This is a genomic window from Sorangium sp. So ce1504 (assembly GCF_051521635.1).
Taxonomy (GTDB): Bacteria; Myxococcota_A; Polyangia; order Polyangiales; family Polyangiaceae; genus Sorangium; species Sorangium cellulosum_B.
The window spans coordinates 6,336,958-6,350,665 of sequence record NZ_CP150365.1; the positions used below are offsets into that span (position 1 = coordinate 6,336,958).

Annotated in this window: 14 protein-coding genes; 10 read left to right on the forward strand and 4 right to left on the reverse strand. The window is 71.5% G+C overall.

All coding sequences use genetic code 11. The annotated features are described in order from the left end of the window. A complete protein-coding gene (locus tag WMF39_RS23705) occupies window positions 1-855 on the reverse strand; it encodes an SUMF1/EgtB/PvdO family nonheme iron enzyme (RefSeq protein WP_437747730.1) in 855 nt (284 codons plus the stop codon). 85 nt (window positions 856-940) lie between these two features. On the opposite strand from WMF39_RS23705, the gene truD reads away from it, so the two are divergent. The 8 genes from truD to WMF39_RS23745 all read left to right on the forward strand — a co-directional run bounded on the left by truD (window position 941) and on the right by WMF39_RS23745 (window position 8,631). Beyond that, window positions 941-2,203, forward strand: coding sequence for a tRNA pseudouridine(13) synthase TruD (truD, locus tag WMF39_RS23710; RefSeq protein ID WP_437747731.1), 1,263 nt, complete (start codon window positions 941-943; stop codon window positions 2,201-2,203). A 59-nt stretch (window positions 2,204-2,262) separates the two neighbouring features. Continuing rightward, window positions 2,263-3,030 carry a MotA/TolQ/ExbB proton channel family protein gene (locus tag WMF39_RS23715; RefSeq protein WP_437747732.1) on the forward strand — a complete coding sequence of 256 codons (768 nt, stop codon included), beginning with the start codon at window positions 2,263-2,265 and terminating at the stop codon, window positions 3,028-3,030. Beyond that, entirely contained in the window at window positions 3,030-3,533 is a 504-nt protein-coding gene (locus WMF39_RS23720; protein ID WP_437747733.1) for an ExbD/TolR family protein, read from the forward strand. Before WMF39_RS23715 ends, WMF39_RS23720 begins: the two co-directional genes overlap by 1 nt. A 19-nt stretch (window positions 3,534-3,552) precedes the next feature. Further along, window positions 3,553-4,569: an energy transducer TonB gene (locus WMF39_RS23725; protein ID WP_437747734.1), complete on the forward strand. Its 1,017-nt coding sequence runs from the start codon at window positions 3,553-3,555 to the stop codon at window positions 4,567-4,569. Window positions 4,570-4,637: 68 nt separating this feature from the next. Next, window positions 4,638-5,111 (forward strand): cyclic nucleotide-binding domain-containing protein, encoded by a 474-nt coding sequence (locus tag WMF39_RS23730; protein ID WP_012236950.1) that lies wholly within the window; start codon window positions 4,638-4,640, stop codon window positions 5,109-5,111. 117 nt (window positions 5,112-5,228) lie between these two features. Next, window positions 5,229-5,915, forward strand: coding sequence for a hypothetical protein (locus WMF39_RS23735; protein WP_437747735.1), 687 nt, complete (start codon window positions 5,229-5,231; stop codon window positions 5,913-5,915). A gap of 257 nt (window positions 5,916-6,172) precedes the next feature. Then, entirely contained in the window at window positions 6,173-7,612 is a 1,440-nt protein-coding gene (gene purF, locus WMF39_RS23740) for an amidophosphoribosyltransferase (protein ID WP_437747736.1), read from the forward strand. Window positions 7,613-7,644: 32 nt separating this feature from the next. Next, window positions 7,645-8,631 (forward strand): hydroxymethylglutaryl-CoA lyase, encoded by a 987-nt coding sequence (locus WMF39_RS23745; protein WP_437747737.1) that lies wholly within the window; start codon window positions 7,645-7,647, stop codon window positions 8,629-8,631. Between the two features lie 66 nt (window positions 8,632-8,697). Here the strand turns inward: WMF39_RS23745 and WMF39_RS23750 are convergent, their stop codons facing one another. Then, entirely contained in the window at window positions 8,698-10,365 is a 1,668-nt protein-coding gene (locus WMF39_RS23750; RefSeq protein ID WP_437747738.1) for a putative metal-binding motif-containing protein, read from the reverse strand. After that, a complete protein-coding gene (locus WMF39_RS23755; protein ID WP_437747739.1) occupies window positions 10,356-10,817 on the reverse strand; it encodes a hypothetical protein in 462 nt (153 codons plus the stop codon). Before WMF39_RS23755 ends, WMF39_RS23750 begins: the two co-directional genes overlap by 10 nt. 235 nt (window positions 10,818-11,052) lie before the next feature. Between WMF39_RS23755 and WMF39_RS23760 the strand changes: the two genes are divergently transcribed. Further along, window positions 11,053-12,036, forward strand: a complete 984-nt coding sequence (locus tag WMF39_RS23760) for a lamin tail domain-containing protein (protein ID WP_437747740.1) — start codon at window positions 11,053-11,055, stop codon at window positions 12,034-12,036. Window positions 12,037-12,112: 76 nt separating this feature from the next. Here the strand turns inward: WMF39_RS23760 and WMF39_RS23765 are convergent, their stop codons facing one another. Continuing rightward, on the reverse strand, window positions 12,113-12,910 hold the full coding sequence (locus WMF39_RS23765) for a peptidylprolyl isomerase (protein WP_437747741.1): 798 nt from the start codon (window positions 12,908-12,910) through the stop codon (window positions 12,113-12,115). Between the two features lie 66 nt (window positions 12,911-12,976). Between WMF39_RS23765 and WMF39_RS23770 the strand changes: the two genes are divergently transcribed. Next, complete coding sequence (locus tag WMF39_RS23770; RefSeq protein ID WP_437747742.1) at window positions 12,977-13,696, forward strand: DUF192 domain-containing protein; 720 nt, start codon at window positions 12,977-12,979, stop codon at window positions 13,694-13,696. Window positions 13,697-13,708 lie beyond the last annotated feature (12 nt).

The following is a 13,708-nucleotide window of genomic DNA, read 5'->3' on the forward strand; positions in this document are numbered from 1 at the left end:
TCACTTGCAGCAGCGGAAGCCGGTCGAGTAGTCGTGGTACCCGCGCGAGTGCGCGGTGGTCTTGTACTCGCAGCCGTCGCCGTGCTTGGCGCTGTCGAGGTAGTAGCCGCCGCGGAAGGTCCCGCGCGGCGCGCTCGTCCACTCGTGCAGGTTGCCCACCATGTCGTGGACGCCGAAGCTGCTCTTGCAGCGGCGGAACGCGCCCGAGGACGCCAGCGTGCCCGGGAGCTGGTTCAGGCGGGCGTCGTTCATGTTGGCCCACGTGAACGCCGACTGCGGGGCCTCGCCCCCCTGGCCGAAGTAGCGGTTGAACGACGAGACGCCGCTGTCGTTACAGGCGCCGCGCTCCCGCTCGCGTCCGTAAGGGAACACCGTGGCGCGCTTGCCCCTGCACGCGGTGACCCACTCGTCGTCCGTGCAGAGCCGCTTGCCGGCGTTGTGGCAGGCCGCCTCGGCCTGATCCCGGCTGATGTACGCCTGCGGCTTCACGCCGCGCCGGTTCACCGCCTTCACCTTCAGCTTGCCGACCGGCTCGAACGGCGAGTGCCGGCGCTTTCCTCCGCCGGAGAGCAGCTCGACGGTGCTCGCCTCGAAGCGGTCGATGCAGAACGTCCCACGCACCGAGGCCATTCCCGCGGGGCACGCGGCGCGCGCGGCGGCGGCCGTCCGGGGGCTCGGTAGCCCGAGGACCGCGAGGCCGAGCGCCGCGACGCCCGCGGCGAAGGCCGGCGAGCGCGCGAACGACAGGACGGGCCGGCGCGCGAGGGGGTGAGGCGGGAGAGGCGGTCGCATCACGGAGAGGCCCAGGCCCGGGGCGAGCTCCTGGCCATAGCCGATCCCCGGCGCGGCGGGCAAATCGCCGCAGCTGGCGGAGGCGGGCCCGGACGCGCGCGCTGCTGGCGCTGGACGAGCGGGCGATTTCGGTCACGCTGGCGCTCCCATGACAGCCACCGCCCCGCCCGCCGCCGGCGCCACGGCCGCGGGCTCGCGCGGCGACCTCCCCGCGCCCGCGGGCTCGCCCGGCGATCTTCCCACGGCCCTGCTCCGGAGCTCCCCCGCCGACTTCATCGTCGAGGAGCTCCCCGCCTACGCGCCGAGCGGCCGCGGCGAGCACGTGTTCGTGACCTTCCGCAAGACGGGGCGCACCACGCTCGACGCGGTCCGGGCCATCGCGCTCGCGCTCGGGGCCGACCCGGGCAGCGCCGGCTTCGCCGGCATGAAGGACCGGCACGCGATCACCACGCAGACCGCATCGTTCCAGCTCCCCCTCGCGCAGGATCCGGCGCCCCTGCTCGAGAAGGCCGAGCTGCCCGGGATCGAGGTCCTCGCGGTCGCCCGGCACGACAACAAGCTCAAGCCGGGGCACCTCCTCGGCAACCGGTTCCGGATCGCGCTCCGGGGCATCGCTCTCGCGGCGCTCCCGCTCGCCGAGCGCCGCCTCGCCGAGATCGGCCGCGCCGGCGTGCCGAACGCGTTCGGGCCCCAGCGGTTCGGAAGGAACGGCGACAACCCCGAGCGCGCGCTCGCGTGGATCGCGGGCCGGGAGCGCGGGCCCCGCGACAAGCGCGAGCAGCGGCTGCTCTTCTCGGCGCTCCAGTCGCTCTGGTTCAACGAGGTGCTCGCGCGCCGCGAGGCGGACGGCACCTGGAGCGCCGTGCTCCCCGGCGATCTCGCCAAGAAGCGCGACAGCGGCGGGCTGTTCCTCGTGCCGCTCGAGGGCCCGGAGCTCGCGGACGCCGAGGCGCGCGCCGCCGCGCTCGCGATCTCGGCGACGGGCCCGATGTTCGGCCGGAAGATGCGCTGGCCCGAGGGCGCCCCGGGCGCGCTGGAGCGCGAGGTGCTCGCGGCGGCGATCGGCGATCCTCGCAGGCTCGACGCGTTCGCCCACGCCGGAGAAGGCACGCGGCGCCCGCTGCGCCTGGAGGTGGACGGCCTCGAGGTATCCACCTTGGAGGCGGCCGCCGGGGAGGCGGCGGTGAGCGCCACGACGCCAGGAGCAGCGGACGATCCGGATGTACGGCACGGAATCGTCGTCTCGTTTGTGCTACCGAAGGGCGGCTACGCGACGACCGTCCTTGGGCGAGTCTTCCGGCTCGTCGACGCCTCCGCCCCCCGGCCCTCCATCGGCAGGCCGGGGGCGGGCAGCGCCCCTCCTCCGGAGGAGGACGAAGTCGAGGAAGGGCAGCCCGCCGTCGACCCGTAGAGGATCTTCGAAGCGCGGCTCCCCCCCACCCCCCCATCGGAAAGGCACCAAGGAACAAGATGAACCTCGTCGAGTGGCTGCAGCGCATCATGGTCGGATTCGGGGCCGCCTGGGTCATGTGGTTGATGATCGCCCTCAGCGTCGTCTCGGTCGCCATCATCCTGGAGCGCGCCTGGTTCTTCTGGTCGCTCCGCGACGATCTCACCGTCCTCGCGCGGGATCTCAGGACGTCCCTCGACGACTCGATCGAGGCGGCGCGGCGGCGGATGGACGCCTCGCCCTCGGCCGAGGCGGCGGTCGTCGCGGCCGGCCTCGCGGTGGCGCACCAGGGGCCCGAGGCGGCCGAGGAGGCCATGGCCGGCGCCGCGGCGCTCCAGCGCATGAAGCTCGAGCGGCGCCTCGCCTACCTGGGCACGCTCGGCAACAACGCGCCGTTCATCGGGCTGTTCGGCACCGTCATCGGCGTCGTCGGCGCCTTCGACGCGCTCGGCCAGGCGGCGAAGACGCCGGTGGCGCAGGCCACGTCGCAGGCCATGGCGCCGCAGGCGGTCATGTCGAGCATCGCCGAGGCGCTCGTCGCGACCGCGGTCGGCCTCGCGGTCGCCATCCCGGCGGTCGCCGCGAACAACTTCTTCCAGCGCATGATCAAGTCGACGCTCGCCAACACCGAGGCGCTGACGCGCGTCCTGCTCGCGCACCTCAAGATCGATCCGGCGTTCGCCGGGGCCGCGCCCGCCGCCGCCGTCGAGCAGCCGCGCGGCAAGGCCGCGAGGGCGTCGCGGCAGGACGAGCACAAGAAGGGCGGCGCGGGCGAGGAGGAGCGCTGATGGCCGCCACGAGCCGCAACGACGATGACGAGATGATCAGCGGCATCAACGTCACGCCGCTCGTCGACATCACCCTCGTCCTCCTCATCATCTTCATGGTGACGGCGAAGATCATCGTCTCGCAGTCGCTCCCCCTCGACCTGCCGAAGGCGGCGCAGGGGCAGGAGGTGCAGCTCATCTTCGGGCTCGAGCTGCACGCGAACGGCGACACGCTCGCCGACGGCAAGAGGCTCGCGAACGAGGACGCCATCCTGCCGATCGCGCGCGAGGCCCAGGCGAAGAACCCGGAGCTCCGCGCCGTGATCCGCGCCGACACGACGGTCCCGCACGGCCGGGTGATCCGCGCGCTCGATCTGCTGAAGCAGGCCGGCGTCTCCAAGATCGCGTTCGGCGTGACGCCGATCGCGCCCGAGGCCGGCGCGGCCCCGGGTACGGCGCCGGGCTCCCCCGCCGCGCCTCCCCCGGCAGCCCCCGCGCCCGCAACCCCGAGCCCCGCGCCGTGAGCGCGCCGAGCGAGACCTTATGAGCCAGGTCACGAGCGATCGCGCGGGGGCGGTCCACGACGGGCGCCGCCGGGGCAAGCGCAGCGGCGCTGAGCCCGGGGGCGCCCTCGATCCCTCGACCCCCCTCGCCTCGCCGGCGCCTGCCCGCGCCGGCGATCGTCGGCGCGGCGCGGATCCGCTCGCCGCGGTGCTCGCCCTCGGCGACCGCGCGTCGCGCGTGGGCGCCTTCCTCGGGGTCACGCTGGCGGTCACGAGCCACGGCGCGGCCTCGGCCCGGGCCATCGTCTCGGGGTCGCTGCGCGACATGCGGCACGTGGTCGAGGAGATGCGCACCGGCATCCACGACTACCTCTGGGCGATCTACGAGGTCGACATCCCGCCGCCGAAGGTCGAGGCGCCCAAGCCGCCGGAGCCCGAGCCGCCGCCGCCGGCGCCTGAGCCCGAGCCCGTCCCCAAGGTCGCGCCGCCTCCCCAGGCGAACACCCCGCCGCCCAAGGACGACCCGTACGAGCCGCCCCCGGCCGCCGCCGAGGCCTCGAAGGTCCTGACGAAAGAGCCGGATCCGGACGAGGTCCTCGACATGACCGATCAGGGGATCGCGAGCGGCGAGGGGCAGGGCGTCGGCTACGGCCAGGTGGCCGGCGCGGGCACGGCGAAGACCCCCACGTTCAACCCGAACGCGAAGGTCGGAGGCGTCGTCGGCGGCAAGGGCACGGGCGACCCGGTCCCGCCCCCGCCCCCCGCCGGGCCGGACCGCTCCGCGCCGCCCGGGCTGATCGGCAGCAGCAACTGGAACTGTCCTTTCCCTCCGGAGGCCGACGTCGACCAGATCGACCAGGCGAAGGTCGTCCTCATGGTCACGGTGCGCCCCGACGGCAGCCCGCTCTCGGTCAAGGTCGTCAGTGATCCTGGACACGGCTTCGGTCGTTCCGCGCGCATGTGCGCGCTCGGCCGTCGCTACAACCCCGGCAAAGATCGCTCGGGCGCTTCGATCGCCGCCACGACGCCGCCCATCACGGTGACGTTCACGCGCTAGCCGCTCGCCGCGAGCTCCCTTTAAATTCGCTCCGCGCCCTTCGCCTCGGTTATCCTCGTCGACGGCTTGTGATCGTCCCCGAACGGATCGAGCAGCTCTCGAAGGTCCCCCTCTTCAAGGGCCTCACCCCGGCCGCGCTGGAGCTCATCTCGCGCGTCGCGAGCGAAGAGACGCACGCCCTCGGCACCAAGATCTTTCAGCACGGGGATCCCGGCGACAAGCTCTACATCCTGCTCGAGGGCAAGGTCCGGATCAGCCGAGAGATCGCCGGGATCGGCGAGGAGGCGCTCGCGGTGCTCGGCCCGGGCGCCGTGTTCGGCGAGATGGCGCTGCTCGACGAGGCCCCCCGCTCCGCCGACGCGCGCGTCCACGAGCGCTGCCGGTTGCTCACCGTGTCGAAGGACGCGTTCGAGGACCTGCTCTTCCTGCACAAGGAGCTCGCGTACGAGGTCCTCTGGAACGTCGTCCGGATGCTCGTCCAGCGGCTCCGCGAGACGAACAACAAGCTCACGTTCCTCTCCGTCTCAGGCAAATTCGAGTAGAGTGCCGGCCAGATCGCCCGGCGACCGTGGGAGCGCGCCAGCGCGGCGCGGCCTGCCGCACGGGGGGCGGCCGTTCGGCTCGAACTCAACGTTCCTTGGAGGACTATGGCAGCCAGAATGAAGCACGCAGCGCTCGCCCTCGCGCTCTGGATGGGCGCCTTCGCAGGAGCCTGTGGCTCCAGCACGCCGCCGCCCGAGACGGCGGCCGACAAGAACGACTTCGACGGCGAGTCGAGCCCGGACGAGGGCAAGGCGACCGCCGACGCCGAGGGCGCGAAGCCGGCGAAGCCGGAGAAGGCCGCGGAGGCGCACGAGCACGAGGAGGAGCACGAGGCTCCCGCCAAGTCGACGCCGATCCAGGCGACCAAGTTCGAGGCGGATCTGAAGAAGATCGGGATCAACCTCAAGAAGATCCCCGAGCTCGAGAAGCTCCCGGCGGGGCAGAAGAAGAAGGTGATGCCGCTGCTCCAGAAGGCGCTCGGCTACGACACCTGCGAGGGCTGCCACGTCGAGGGCGACTTCAAGAAAGAGACGCGGGACATGAAGATCGCCCGCGAGATGTGGCGCAACTTCGTGGTGCCGCTCCGCAGCGAGAGCGGCGGAACCCTCTTCTGCGACAGCTGCCACGCCGGGGACGAGCACGTCCTGAACCGCAAGGACAAGAAGGCCCTGCAGGCGTTCATGGAGGAGGAGTACGAACACAAGCTTTCTCGGGCGAACAAGGAGGACATGGAGTGCGGCACGTGTCACGGCGACGCCATGGAGACCAAGATCATCGAGAAACTCTGGAACATCCCGAAATGACGGGAGCCGCCTGGACGACGCGCGAGGCGCCGGTCCAGCAGCGGGGCACGACGGAATCCGGCGAAGCCTCATCGCCGTGCCCGTCGGACGTTCGTTAGCCGCCTTACTTTTCAGCAGGAACGGCCTCGAGGCCTGCCTGCGCTCCGATCTCGCACCAGCGTCCACTTCCATCCTGCGCCGGCGCTCGGCCGCCTCATCATCGACGACAGATCGCCATGACGGTGGGTCATGCACCGTTTTCGTACTAGATAGGCGGCATGTGCGGTGTGTTCGGAATCTTTGGCCACCCCGAGGCGGCCAACATGGCCTACCTCGGGTTGCACGCGCTCCAGCATCGAGGGCAGGAATCCGCGGGTATCGTCAGCAGCGACGGGGAGCGCCTCTTCGGTCACCGCGCCATGGGGCGGGTGCAGTCCGGCTTCTCTCCGACCGATCTCGCGACGCTGCCCGGCGATCGCGCCATCGGCCACGTCCGCTACTCCACCGCGGGCGGCTCGCACCTCAAGAACGCGCAGCCGCTCGGGGTCGACTACGCGCGCGGCTCGCTGGCGGTCGCGCACAACGGCAACCTCACGAACCATGAGGCCCTGCGCGATCGGCTCGAGGCGCGCGGCTCGATCTACCAGACCGCGAGCGACACCGAGTCGATCGTCCACCTCATCGCGATGAGCAGGAAGGAAGAGCTGCGCGACCGCATCGCGGAGGCGCTCACGCAGGTGGAGGGCGCGTACTCGCTGCTCTTCCTGACCGAGCGCGAGCTCATCGCCGTGCGCGACCCGCGCGCGATCCGACCGCTCTGCCTGGGCGAGATGGCGAGCAGCAGCGGCGTCGCCCACGTGGTCGCGAGCGAGTCGACGGCGTTCGACCTCATCGGCGCGCGCAAGGTGCGCGACATCGCGCCGGGCGAGATGCTGATCATCAGCGCCGACGGCGTGCGCTCCGAGTTCCCCTTCGCGCAGGAGCAGCGCAAGCTCTGCATCTTCGAGCACGTCTACTTCGCCCGGCCCGACTCGACCATCCAGGGCGTGAGCGTCTACGAGGTCCGCAAGGCGTTCGGCCGGCGCCTCGCCGCCGAGCAGCCGGTCGAGCCCGGCGACGATCTCGTCGTGATCCCCGTGCCCGACTCGGGCGTGCCGGCGGCGATCGGCTTCGCCGACCGCGCGCGAGCCCCCTTCGAGATGGGGCTCATCCGCAGCCACTACGTCGGCCGCACGTTCATCGAGCCGCAGCAGTCGATCCGGCACTTCGGCGTCCGGCTCAAGCTCAACCCGAACCGGGCGGTGATCGAGGGCAAGCGGGTCGTCGTCATCGACGACTCGATCGTCCGCGGGACGACGAGCCGGAAGATCGTCAAGATGATCCGCGACGCCGGCGCGCGCGAGGTGCACGTCCGCATCTCGAGCCCGCCCACGCGATGGCCCTGCTACTACGGGATCGACACGCCTACGCGGTCGGAGCTCATCGCCTCGAGCCACTCGGTGGACGAGATCTCCAGCTACCTGACGGCCGACAGCGTCGGGTACCTCTCGCTGGAGGGCCTGGTCGAGAGCGTGCGTTCTCTCGAGGCGCGCGCCGGGGACGCCTCGGGCGCGCGGCCGTCGGCGGAGAGCTACTGCCACGCGTGCTTCTCCGGTAGCTACCCGATCGCCTTCACGCCGGCCGCGCCGAACCGGCAGCTACGGATGGTGAGCGGTTGACGCTGCCCCGCTCCGGCGCCGAGGGTCCTCCGATGACCGAGGGGACCGCCGATCACGAGAGCGCGGATCGCGCCGCCGCCTCGGCGCCGCTCTTCGCCCGCGTCGCCGACGAGGTCTCGATCTACGAGGTGAGCCCGCGGGACGGGCTCCAGAACGAGGCGGCGATGATCCCGATCGAGGGCAAGCGGCGGCTCATCGCGGCGCTCGTCGGCGCCGGTCTCCGCAGGATCGAGATCACGAGCTTCGTCTCGCCGAAGTGGGTGCCGCAGCTCGCCGACGCCGAGGAGCTCGCGCGGACGCTCCCGGCGGAGCGGGGCGTGACCTTCAGCGCCCTGTGCCCGAACGCGCGCGGCCTCGAGCGCGCGCTGGCGGTGGGCCTGCGCGAGATCGCCGTCTTCCTGAGCGCGAGCGAGGCGCACAACCGCGCCAACATCAACAAGTCGATCGACGACACCCTCTCGGTGTTCTCGGAGATCGTCCCTCCGGCGCGCGAGGCGGGCCTCGCCGTGCGCGCCTACGTCTCGACCGTGTGGGGCTGCCCGTACGAGGGCGACGTCGACCCTGCCCGGGTCGTGCGCATCGCGGAGCGGCTCATCGACCTCGGCTGCTACCAGGTCTCCCTCGGCGACACGATCGGCGTCGGCACCCCGCGGCAGACGCACGACATCGTCCGCCGCTTCCTCGACGCGATGCCGCCCGAGCGGTTCGCGCTGCACCTGCACGACACGCGCGGCACGGCGCTCGCGAACATCCTGGTCGGCCTGGAGCTCGGGGTGCGCGACTTCGACGCGTCGGTGGCGGGCGTCGGCGGCTGTCCCTACGCGCCGGGCGCGGCGGGCAACATGGCGACGGAGGACCTCGTGTTCATGCTCCACGGGATGGGCGTCCGGACCGGCGTCGATCTCGACAAGGTGATCGAGGCGGGGAACGTCGCCGAGCAGGTCATCGGCCGCCCGCTCCCGGGCAAGGTCCACCGCGCCGGCCCGTTCCGGCTGCGCCGCCAGCCGACCCGGGACTGAGCGCGGCCCAGCGGGGCGCCGGGCCGGCGTCGACCGACGCGCCGCGCCCGGCCCGCGAGGCCGCCGTCAGTCGCCCGCGATGCACCCGAGGCGCGTGAAGAAGACGTGGTGCTCGCCGCCCTCGCGATCGTCGCGGAAGAGGATGCCCACGTCGCCCTCCGGCCCGAACGTCGCGACCGGGCTGATGCTGTCGCGGGGCGCGAAGGTGAGCCGCTGCTCCGCGCTGATCGGCGCGAGATCCGCGTTGACCGTGACCGCGTAGAGCTCGTAGCCGTCGTTCTGATCGCGGTCGTCCGAGTAGATCGCGAGCAGCCGATCGCCGAGCGGGCGCAGGAACGGGTACCTGGAGCGGAAGGGCCCAGGGTCCGAGATGGGCGTGGGCGGCGCGAGGAGCTCGCCGTCCTCCGAGACCGCCGCCGCGTAGATGGCCTTGAGGCTCGCCGACTTGTCGAACCACGCGATGACGTAGCGATCGCGGTTCCAGACCACCGTCGGATAGACCGCGTCGGTCTCGCCGGTCGTCAGCGTGACGATCTCCGAGCGCGGATCGAGCTCGGCGGTGAACGTCCGGAACTGGATGAAGTGCGTGGCCGCGTCGCCCGTGGACCACGCGACCCCGATGCCGCCCTGGCCGGCCGCCGCGGAGGGCGCCTCGTTGCCGAAGCCGTTCGACGCCTCCGTGAGCTGGACGTTGTCGCCGATCGGGTTGCCGTCGATGTCGATGCGCTGCGCGAACAGATCGAAGAGGCCGTTGCGCTCGTCCTGCCAGACGGGGATGAACTCGGCGTCGTTCCAGGTGAGCGTCACGTTGACGGAGAAGCCGGGCGCCTTCGAGAGCCGCCGATCCCCGCCCTCCACCTTCTGGCCGTCCTCGTCGAGGAGGGAGAAGTACACCTCGTAGTCGCCGTCGCGCCGGTCCTGCCAGGCGGCGCCGTACCGATCGCCGACCCACACGATCGGCCCGCCGGAGGCGTCGCCGTTCTTCGGCGTGATGATCTCCTCGCCCGGCGCGAGCGGCTGACCGTCGACGCTGATCATCGAGCGGTACACGTTGAAGCCCTGCGTGGTCCCGGTGTAGAGCGACGCGTACGACGCCCCGCTCCAGGCGAGCCCGCCAGAGCCGGCCGGCGCGATGTCGCCCGAGATGCGGGTCGCGTCGGTGTCGAGCGGCACGAAGCGCGCCCCGTTGTCGACCGTGCCGTCGCAGTCGTTGTCGACGCCGTCGCAGATCTCGATCCCCCCAGGGAAGGCCGCGGCGCTCGCGTCGTCGCAGTCGTCGCCGCACGCGAGCGGCTCGCCAGGGATCGTGCCGGGCAGCGCCGCGCGGAAGCCGTCGCCGTCGATGTCGAGCGTCGACGGCCCGTAGACGCACGCTCCGGTCGCGCTCTCGCACGTGTCCTTGGTGCAGGGATCGCTGTCGTCACACTCCACCGGCTCCAGCGCGACGCACTCCCCGCCGCGCCGCGGGGCCGCGCCCTCGGACGAGGGCGCCGCGCCGCCGTCGGGCTGCCCCGCCTCGAAGAGCTGGCAGAACACAGGCTTGCAGAGGTCCTCGATGCCGGGACAGTCGGCGTCCACCTCGCACTCCGGCGCGGGCGGCGGGATGTTCAGCCCCGTCCGCGCCCCGCACCCTCCTGAGAGCGACCCGCCGCCAAGAACCGTCCCGAGAAGGGCCGCCGCCAGCGCCGCCTTCCGGCGCGCGCGCCGACCCAGGGCGTACGTCGTCACAGACATCCGCCCATCCCCGCGACGTCGATCGGCTCGCACACGAACCCCGGATCGCAGTTGTCGTCGCCGCTGAGCGCGCAGAGCTCGACGCACTGGGTGCCCGAGCCGGTCACCACGCAGGCGAACCCGGCGCCGCACTGGCTGCCGCCGCTGCACGGATCGCCCTGTCCGCCTGGACCGGCCGGCGCGCAGTAAGCGCCGTAAATCTCCTGCCCGCACGGCTCGTCCGGATACTGCACGTAGATGAAGCACCCCTCTCCCGGGGCGCAAAAGTCGCTCGACTGATCGTACGGATCGCACGCGAAATCGGTGATCGGCGGCCCGGTGTCGGGACAGCCGGGGTCTTCGTACTCTTCGAGCGGATCCCTCCCCGGGTCCGAGCCGCCTCCCCCGCCGGTCGGGACGGGCGGAGCGCCGGCTTCGCCGCCGCCCCCGCCGTCTGCGGACGGATCGTCCACGATGACTGTCTGGCCGCAACCGACAGCGAGACCGAGCCCAGGGAGCAGAACGCAGAGGAGTGTCAGGAGGAGCGAGGAGCACCGTCGCATGTCGCCATGCTATCGATTCCTCGCGCGCCCGCCATGCATTTGGCAGCGATGGCAGTGTCCTGACGCCACGACGAGCGGTGGATCGTTTCCCCCAGGCTGCAATCCCACTTGCCTGTTGGCCGGCGCTCTGATGTATCTCTCAACAATGCACACGCGCAACCTCCTCACCATCGCACTCCTCGCAGCCCCCCCTCTGGCGCTCGCCCCCCTCATGGCGTGCGGCGGCGATGACGAGACGGGAGGAGGTGGAGCGAGCTCCTCCAGCACCACCTCGAGCAGCTCCGGCGAAGGCGGCGGCGGCGGTGAGGCCGGCGGGGGCGGTGAAGGCGGCGCTGGCGGCGCTGGCGGCGCTGGCGGTGGAGACGGCGGCGGCGGCGGCGGCGTGGTCCCCGGTGAGCCCGCCGGCCACCTGCTGATCTCGGAGGTCGCCGTCAGACCTGGAGCGGGCGAGTTCATCGAGATCTGGAACCCGACCGAGGCCGAGATCGACCTCACCAACTACTACCTTTCGGACAACAGCGTTTATTATGCCATCACCACGGGTACCGCCTTCGCGCCGACAGGCAGCGCAGGGACGGACTTCCTCGTCCAGTTCCCCCCCGGGACCATGATCGCGGCGGGCGCCCGCCTCGTGCTGGCGAGCGATGACGGCTTCGAGCTCGAGTACCAGCGGTGCGCCGACTTCGCCCTGGACGAGACGCCCATCCCCTGCGAGGGGGCGGACGTGCCGCCCATGATCGCGCCCACGAACGGCGCCCTCGGAGCGCAATCCGGCGCGCTGCTCACCGACGGCGGAGAGATGGTGATTCTCTTCGAGTGGGACGGCACGGAGCGCAGCCCGCTCAAGGACGTCGATTACGTCATCTGGGGCGAGGAGCTGGGGAACTCGGCGATGGTGTACAAGACAGGCAAGACCGGTTATGCCGATGACACCGCGCGCGGCAGCCAGCGGCCGGCCGCGGCCGCCGGCAGCGGGGCGAGCATGGTCCGCTGTAGCGATCTCGAGTCCGGCGAGCTCTTGACCGAAGGCAACGGCATCAGCGGGCACGACGAGACGAGCGAGTGGCTCGACGTCAGCTTCACCGTGGCGTCCACGCCGACGCCCGGCGAAGAGAACGACTGCCCGTGAGCGCGCCCGCTCCGAGCTCGGCTCCTCGCCGCGGGGCGGCGGGAGCCCGGGCTCGGCGCGGGGCGCCTCGGACCGATCACTGCCGGGTGATCGTCACCTTCTTGATGACCGGCGGGGTGACCGGGCGTTCGCCCTTGACCTCGACGCCGGCCAGCTTGTGGACGAGCTCCTCGGGCCCGCACTCACCGAAGATGGTGTAGCCGTTGTCGAGGTGGAACGCCGCCGCGTCGGTGATGAAGAACTGCGCGGAGTTCGTGTTCTTGCCGCGGTTCGCCATGCACAGGAGCCCTGCGCGATCGTGGCTGCCGTCCTCCCAGACCTCGTCGGGGATGACGTAACCGGCCTCGCCGGTGCCGTTCTTCTTCGCGTCGCCGCCCTGGATCATGAATCCCTTGATGATGCGGTGGAAGATGGTGCCGTCGTAAGCGGGCTTCTTTTCCCACGTCCCCTCCGGCGTCTTCCAGGGCCTGATCCCTCGCGCCAGGCCGACGAAATTGGCGACGGTGATCGGGGCCTTGTCGTCCAGCAGCTTGCAGGACAGCGTGCCGAGATCGGTCTCGATCGACGCGGTCAACGTCTTCCCCGGCGGGAGCCCCTTGGTGGCGTCGTCGAGCGTCCACTTGCCCTTGACCGGGTCGTCCTCGCTGGGCTTGACCTCGGCGACCGGCTTCGCGGTGACCTTGCGCTTCTGCGGCTGAGGGCGCTCCTTCTCTGCCGTCTCCGCCTTGCCTCCGGCCAGCCCCGTCGACGCAGGCGTGGTCTTCGGCTTCGGCGCTTCTTCGGCCGTGGGCTCGGGGGTCTTCGAACATCCCGCGAGGGCCGAGAGCGTGGCGAGGGTGGCGAGGGACTGAATGGCGAGGGTTCGAGCGTTCATCGTGCGACGATTTCCCGCGTCGCGGTCCAGCGGTCAAGGACGAGCGTCGCCGTGGTAGGAAGCGGCATGAGCTCGCGCTGCGCCCTCGCGACCCGTCCGTTCACGTCCACCACGTCCGCCTCGCTGGCCATTCCCGCCGCGCTCGCCTCGCTCGTTCCCGCCCTGGGCGCGCTGCTGCTCGGGATCGCCCTTGGCGCGTGCGAGCGCCGCGTCGACGAGCCGCTCCCGCTCACGCCCAGCAGCAACGTGGGCGACGTTGCGCCGCCCGCCTCGACCGGGACGCCGCCCGCCTCGACCGGGGAGCGGGACGCCGGCCGCTGCATCCAGCCGACGCCGTCGATGCCGGAGCGGCCGTCTCCAAAGCTCACCGGCCCGGATCCGGCGTGCCCCGAGGACCCGACCGGCCCGTTCCAGCTCGCGACCGGCAAGGTGACCTTCCTCGAGGCCAAGGCCCCCGATGTCACCGTCGAGATCGCCAGGAGAGAGCAAGAGCGCTCCCGCGGCCTCATGTACAGGACGAGCATGGCGGAGAACCGCGGGATGATCTTCGTCTTCCAGCAGCGGAACAATCACTCGTTCTGGATGCACAACACGTGCATCCCGCTCGACATGCTGTTCATCGACAGCGACGGTACGATCGTCGGTATCGAGGAGAACACCCCGACGCTCAACGACTCGACCTTCGACGTAGGATGTCCGTCGACGTACGTCCTCGAGCTGAACGCCGGCTGGGCGCGGCGCCACGGCGTCGTCGCGGGCCAGAAGGTGCGGCTCGAGGGGATCTGACGCGCGCCCGAG

Coding starts and splice junctions, on each gene's coding strand:
- truD (WP_437747731.1), top strand. CDS start 941: ATGACAGCCACCGCCCCGCCCGCCGCCGGCGCCACGGCCGCGGGCTCG.
- WMF39_RS23715 (WP_437747732.1), top strand. CDS start 2,263: ATGAACCTCGTCGAGTGGCTGCAGCGCATCATGGTCGGATTCGGGGCC.
- WMF39_RS23720 (WP_437747733.1), top strand. CDS start 3,030: ATGGCCGCCACGAGCCGCAACGACGATGACGAGATGATCAGCGGCATC.
- WMF39_RS23725 (WP_437747734.1), top strand. CDS start 3,553: ATGAGCCAGGTCACGAGCGATCGCGCGGGGGCGGTCCACGACGGGCGC.
- WMF39_RS23735 (WP_437747735.1), top strand. CDS start 5,229: ATGAAGCACGCAGCGCTCGCCCTCGCGCTCTGGATGGGCGCCTTCGCA.
- purF (WP_437747736.1), top strand. CDS start 6,173: ATGTGCGGTGTGTTCGGAATCTTTGGCCACCCCGAGGCGGCCAACATG.
- WMF39_RS23745 (WP_437747737.1), top strand. CDS start 7,645: ATGACCGAGGGGACCGCCGATCACGAGAGCGCGGATCGCGCCGCCGCC.
- WMF39_RS23750 (WP_437747738.1), bottom strand. CDS start 10,365: ATGTCTGTGACGACGTACGCCCTGGGTCGGCGCGCGCGCCGGAAGGCG.
- WMF39_RS23760 (WP_437747740.1), top strand. CDS start 11,053: ATGCACACGCGCAACCTCCTCACCATCGCACTCCTCGCAGCCCCCCCT.
- WMF39_RS23765 (WP_437747741.1), bottom strand. CDS start 12,910: ATGAACGCTCGAACCCTCGCCATTCAGTCCCTCGCCACCCTCGCCACG.
- WMF39_RS23770 (WP_437747742.1), top strand. CDS start 12,977: ATGAGCTCGCGCTGCGCCCTCGCGACCCGTCCGTTCACGTCCACCACG.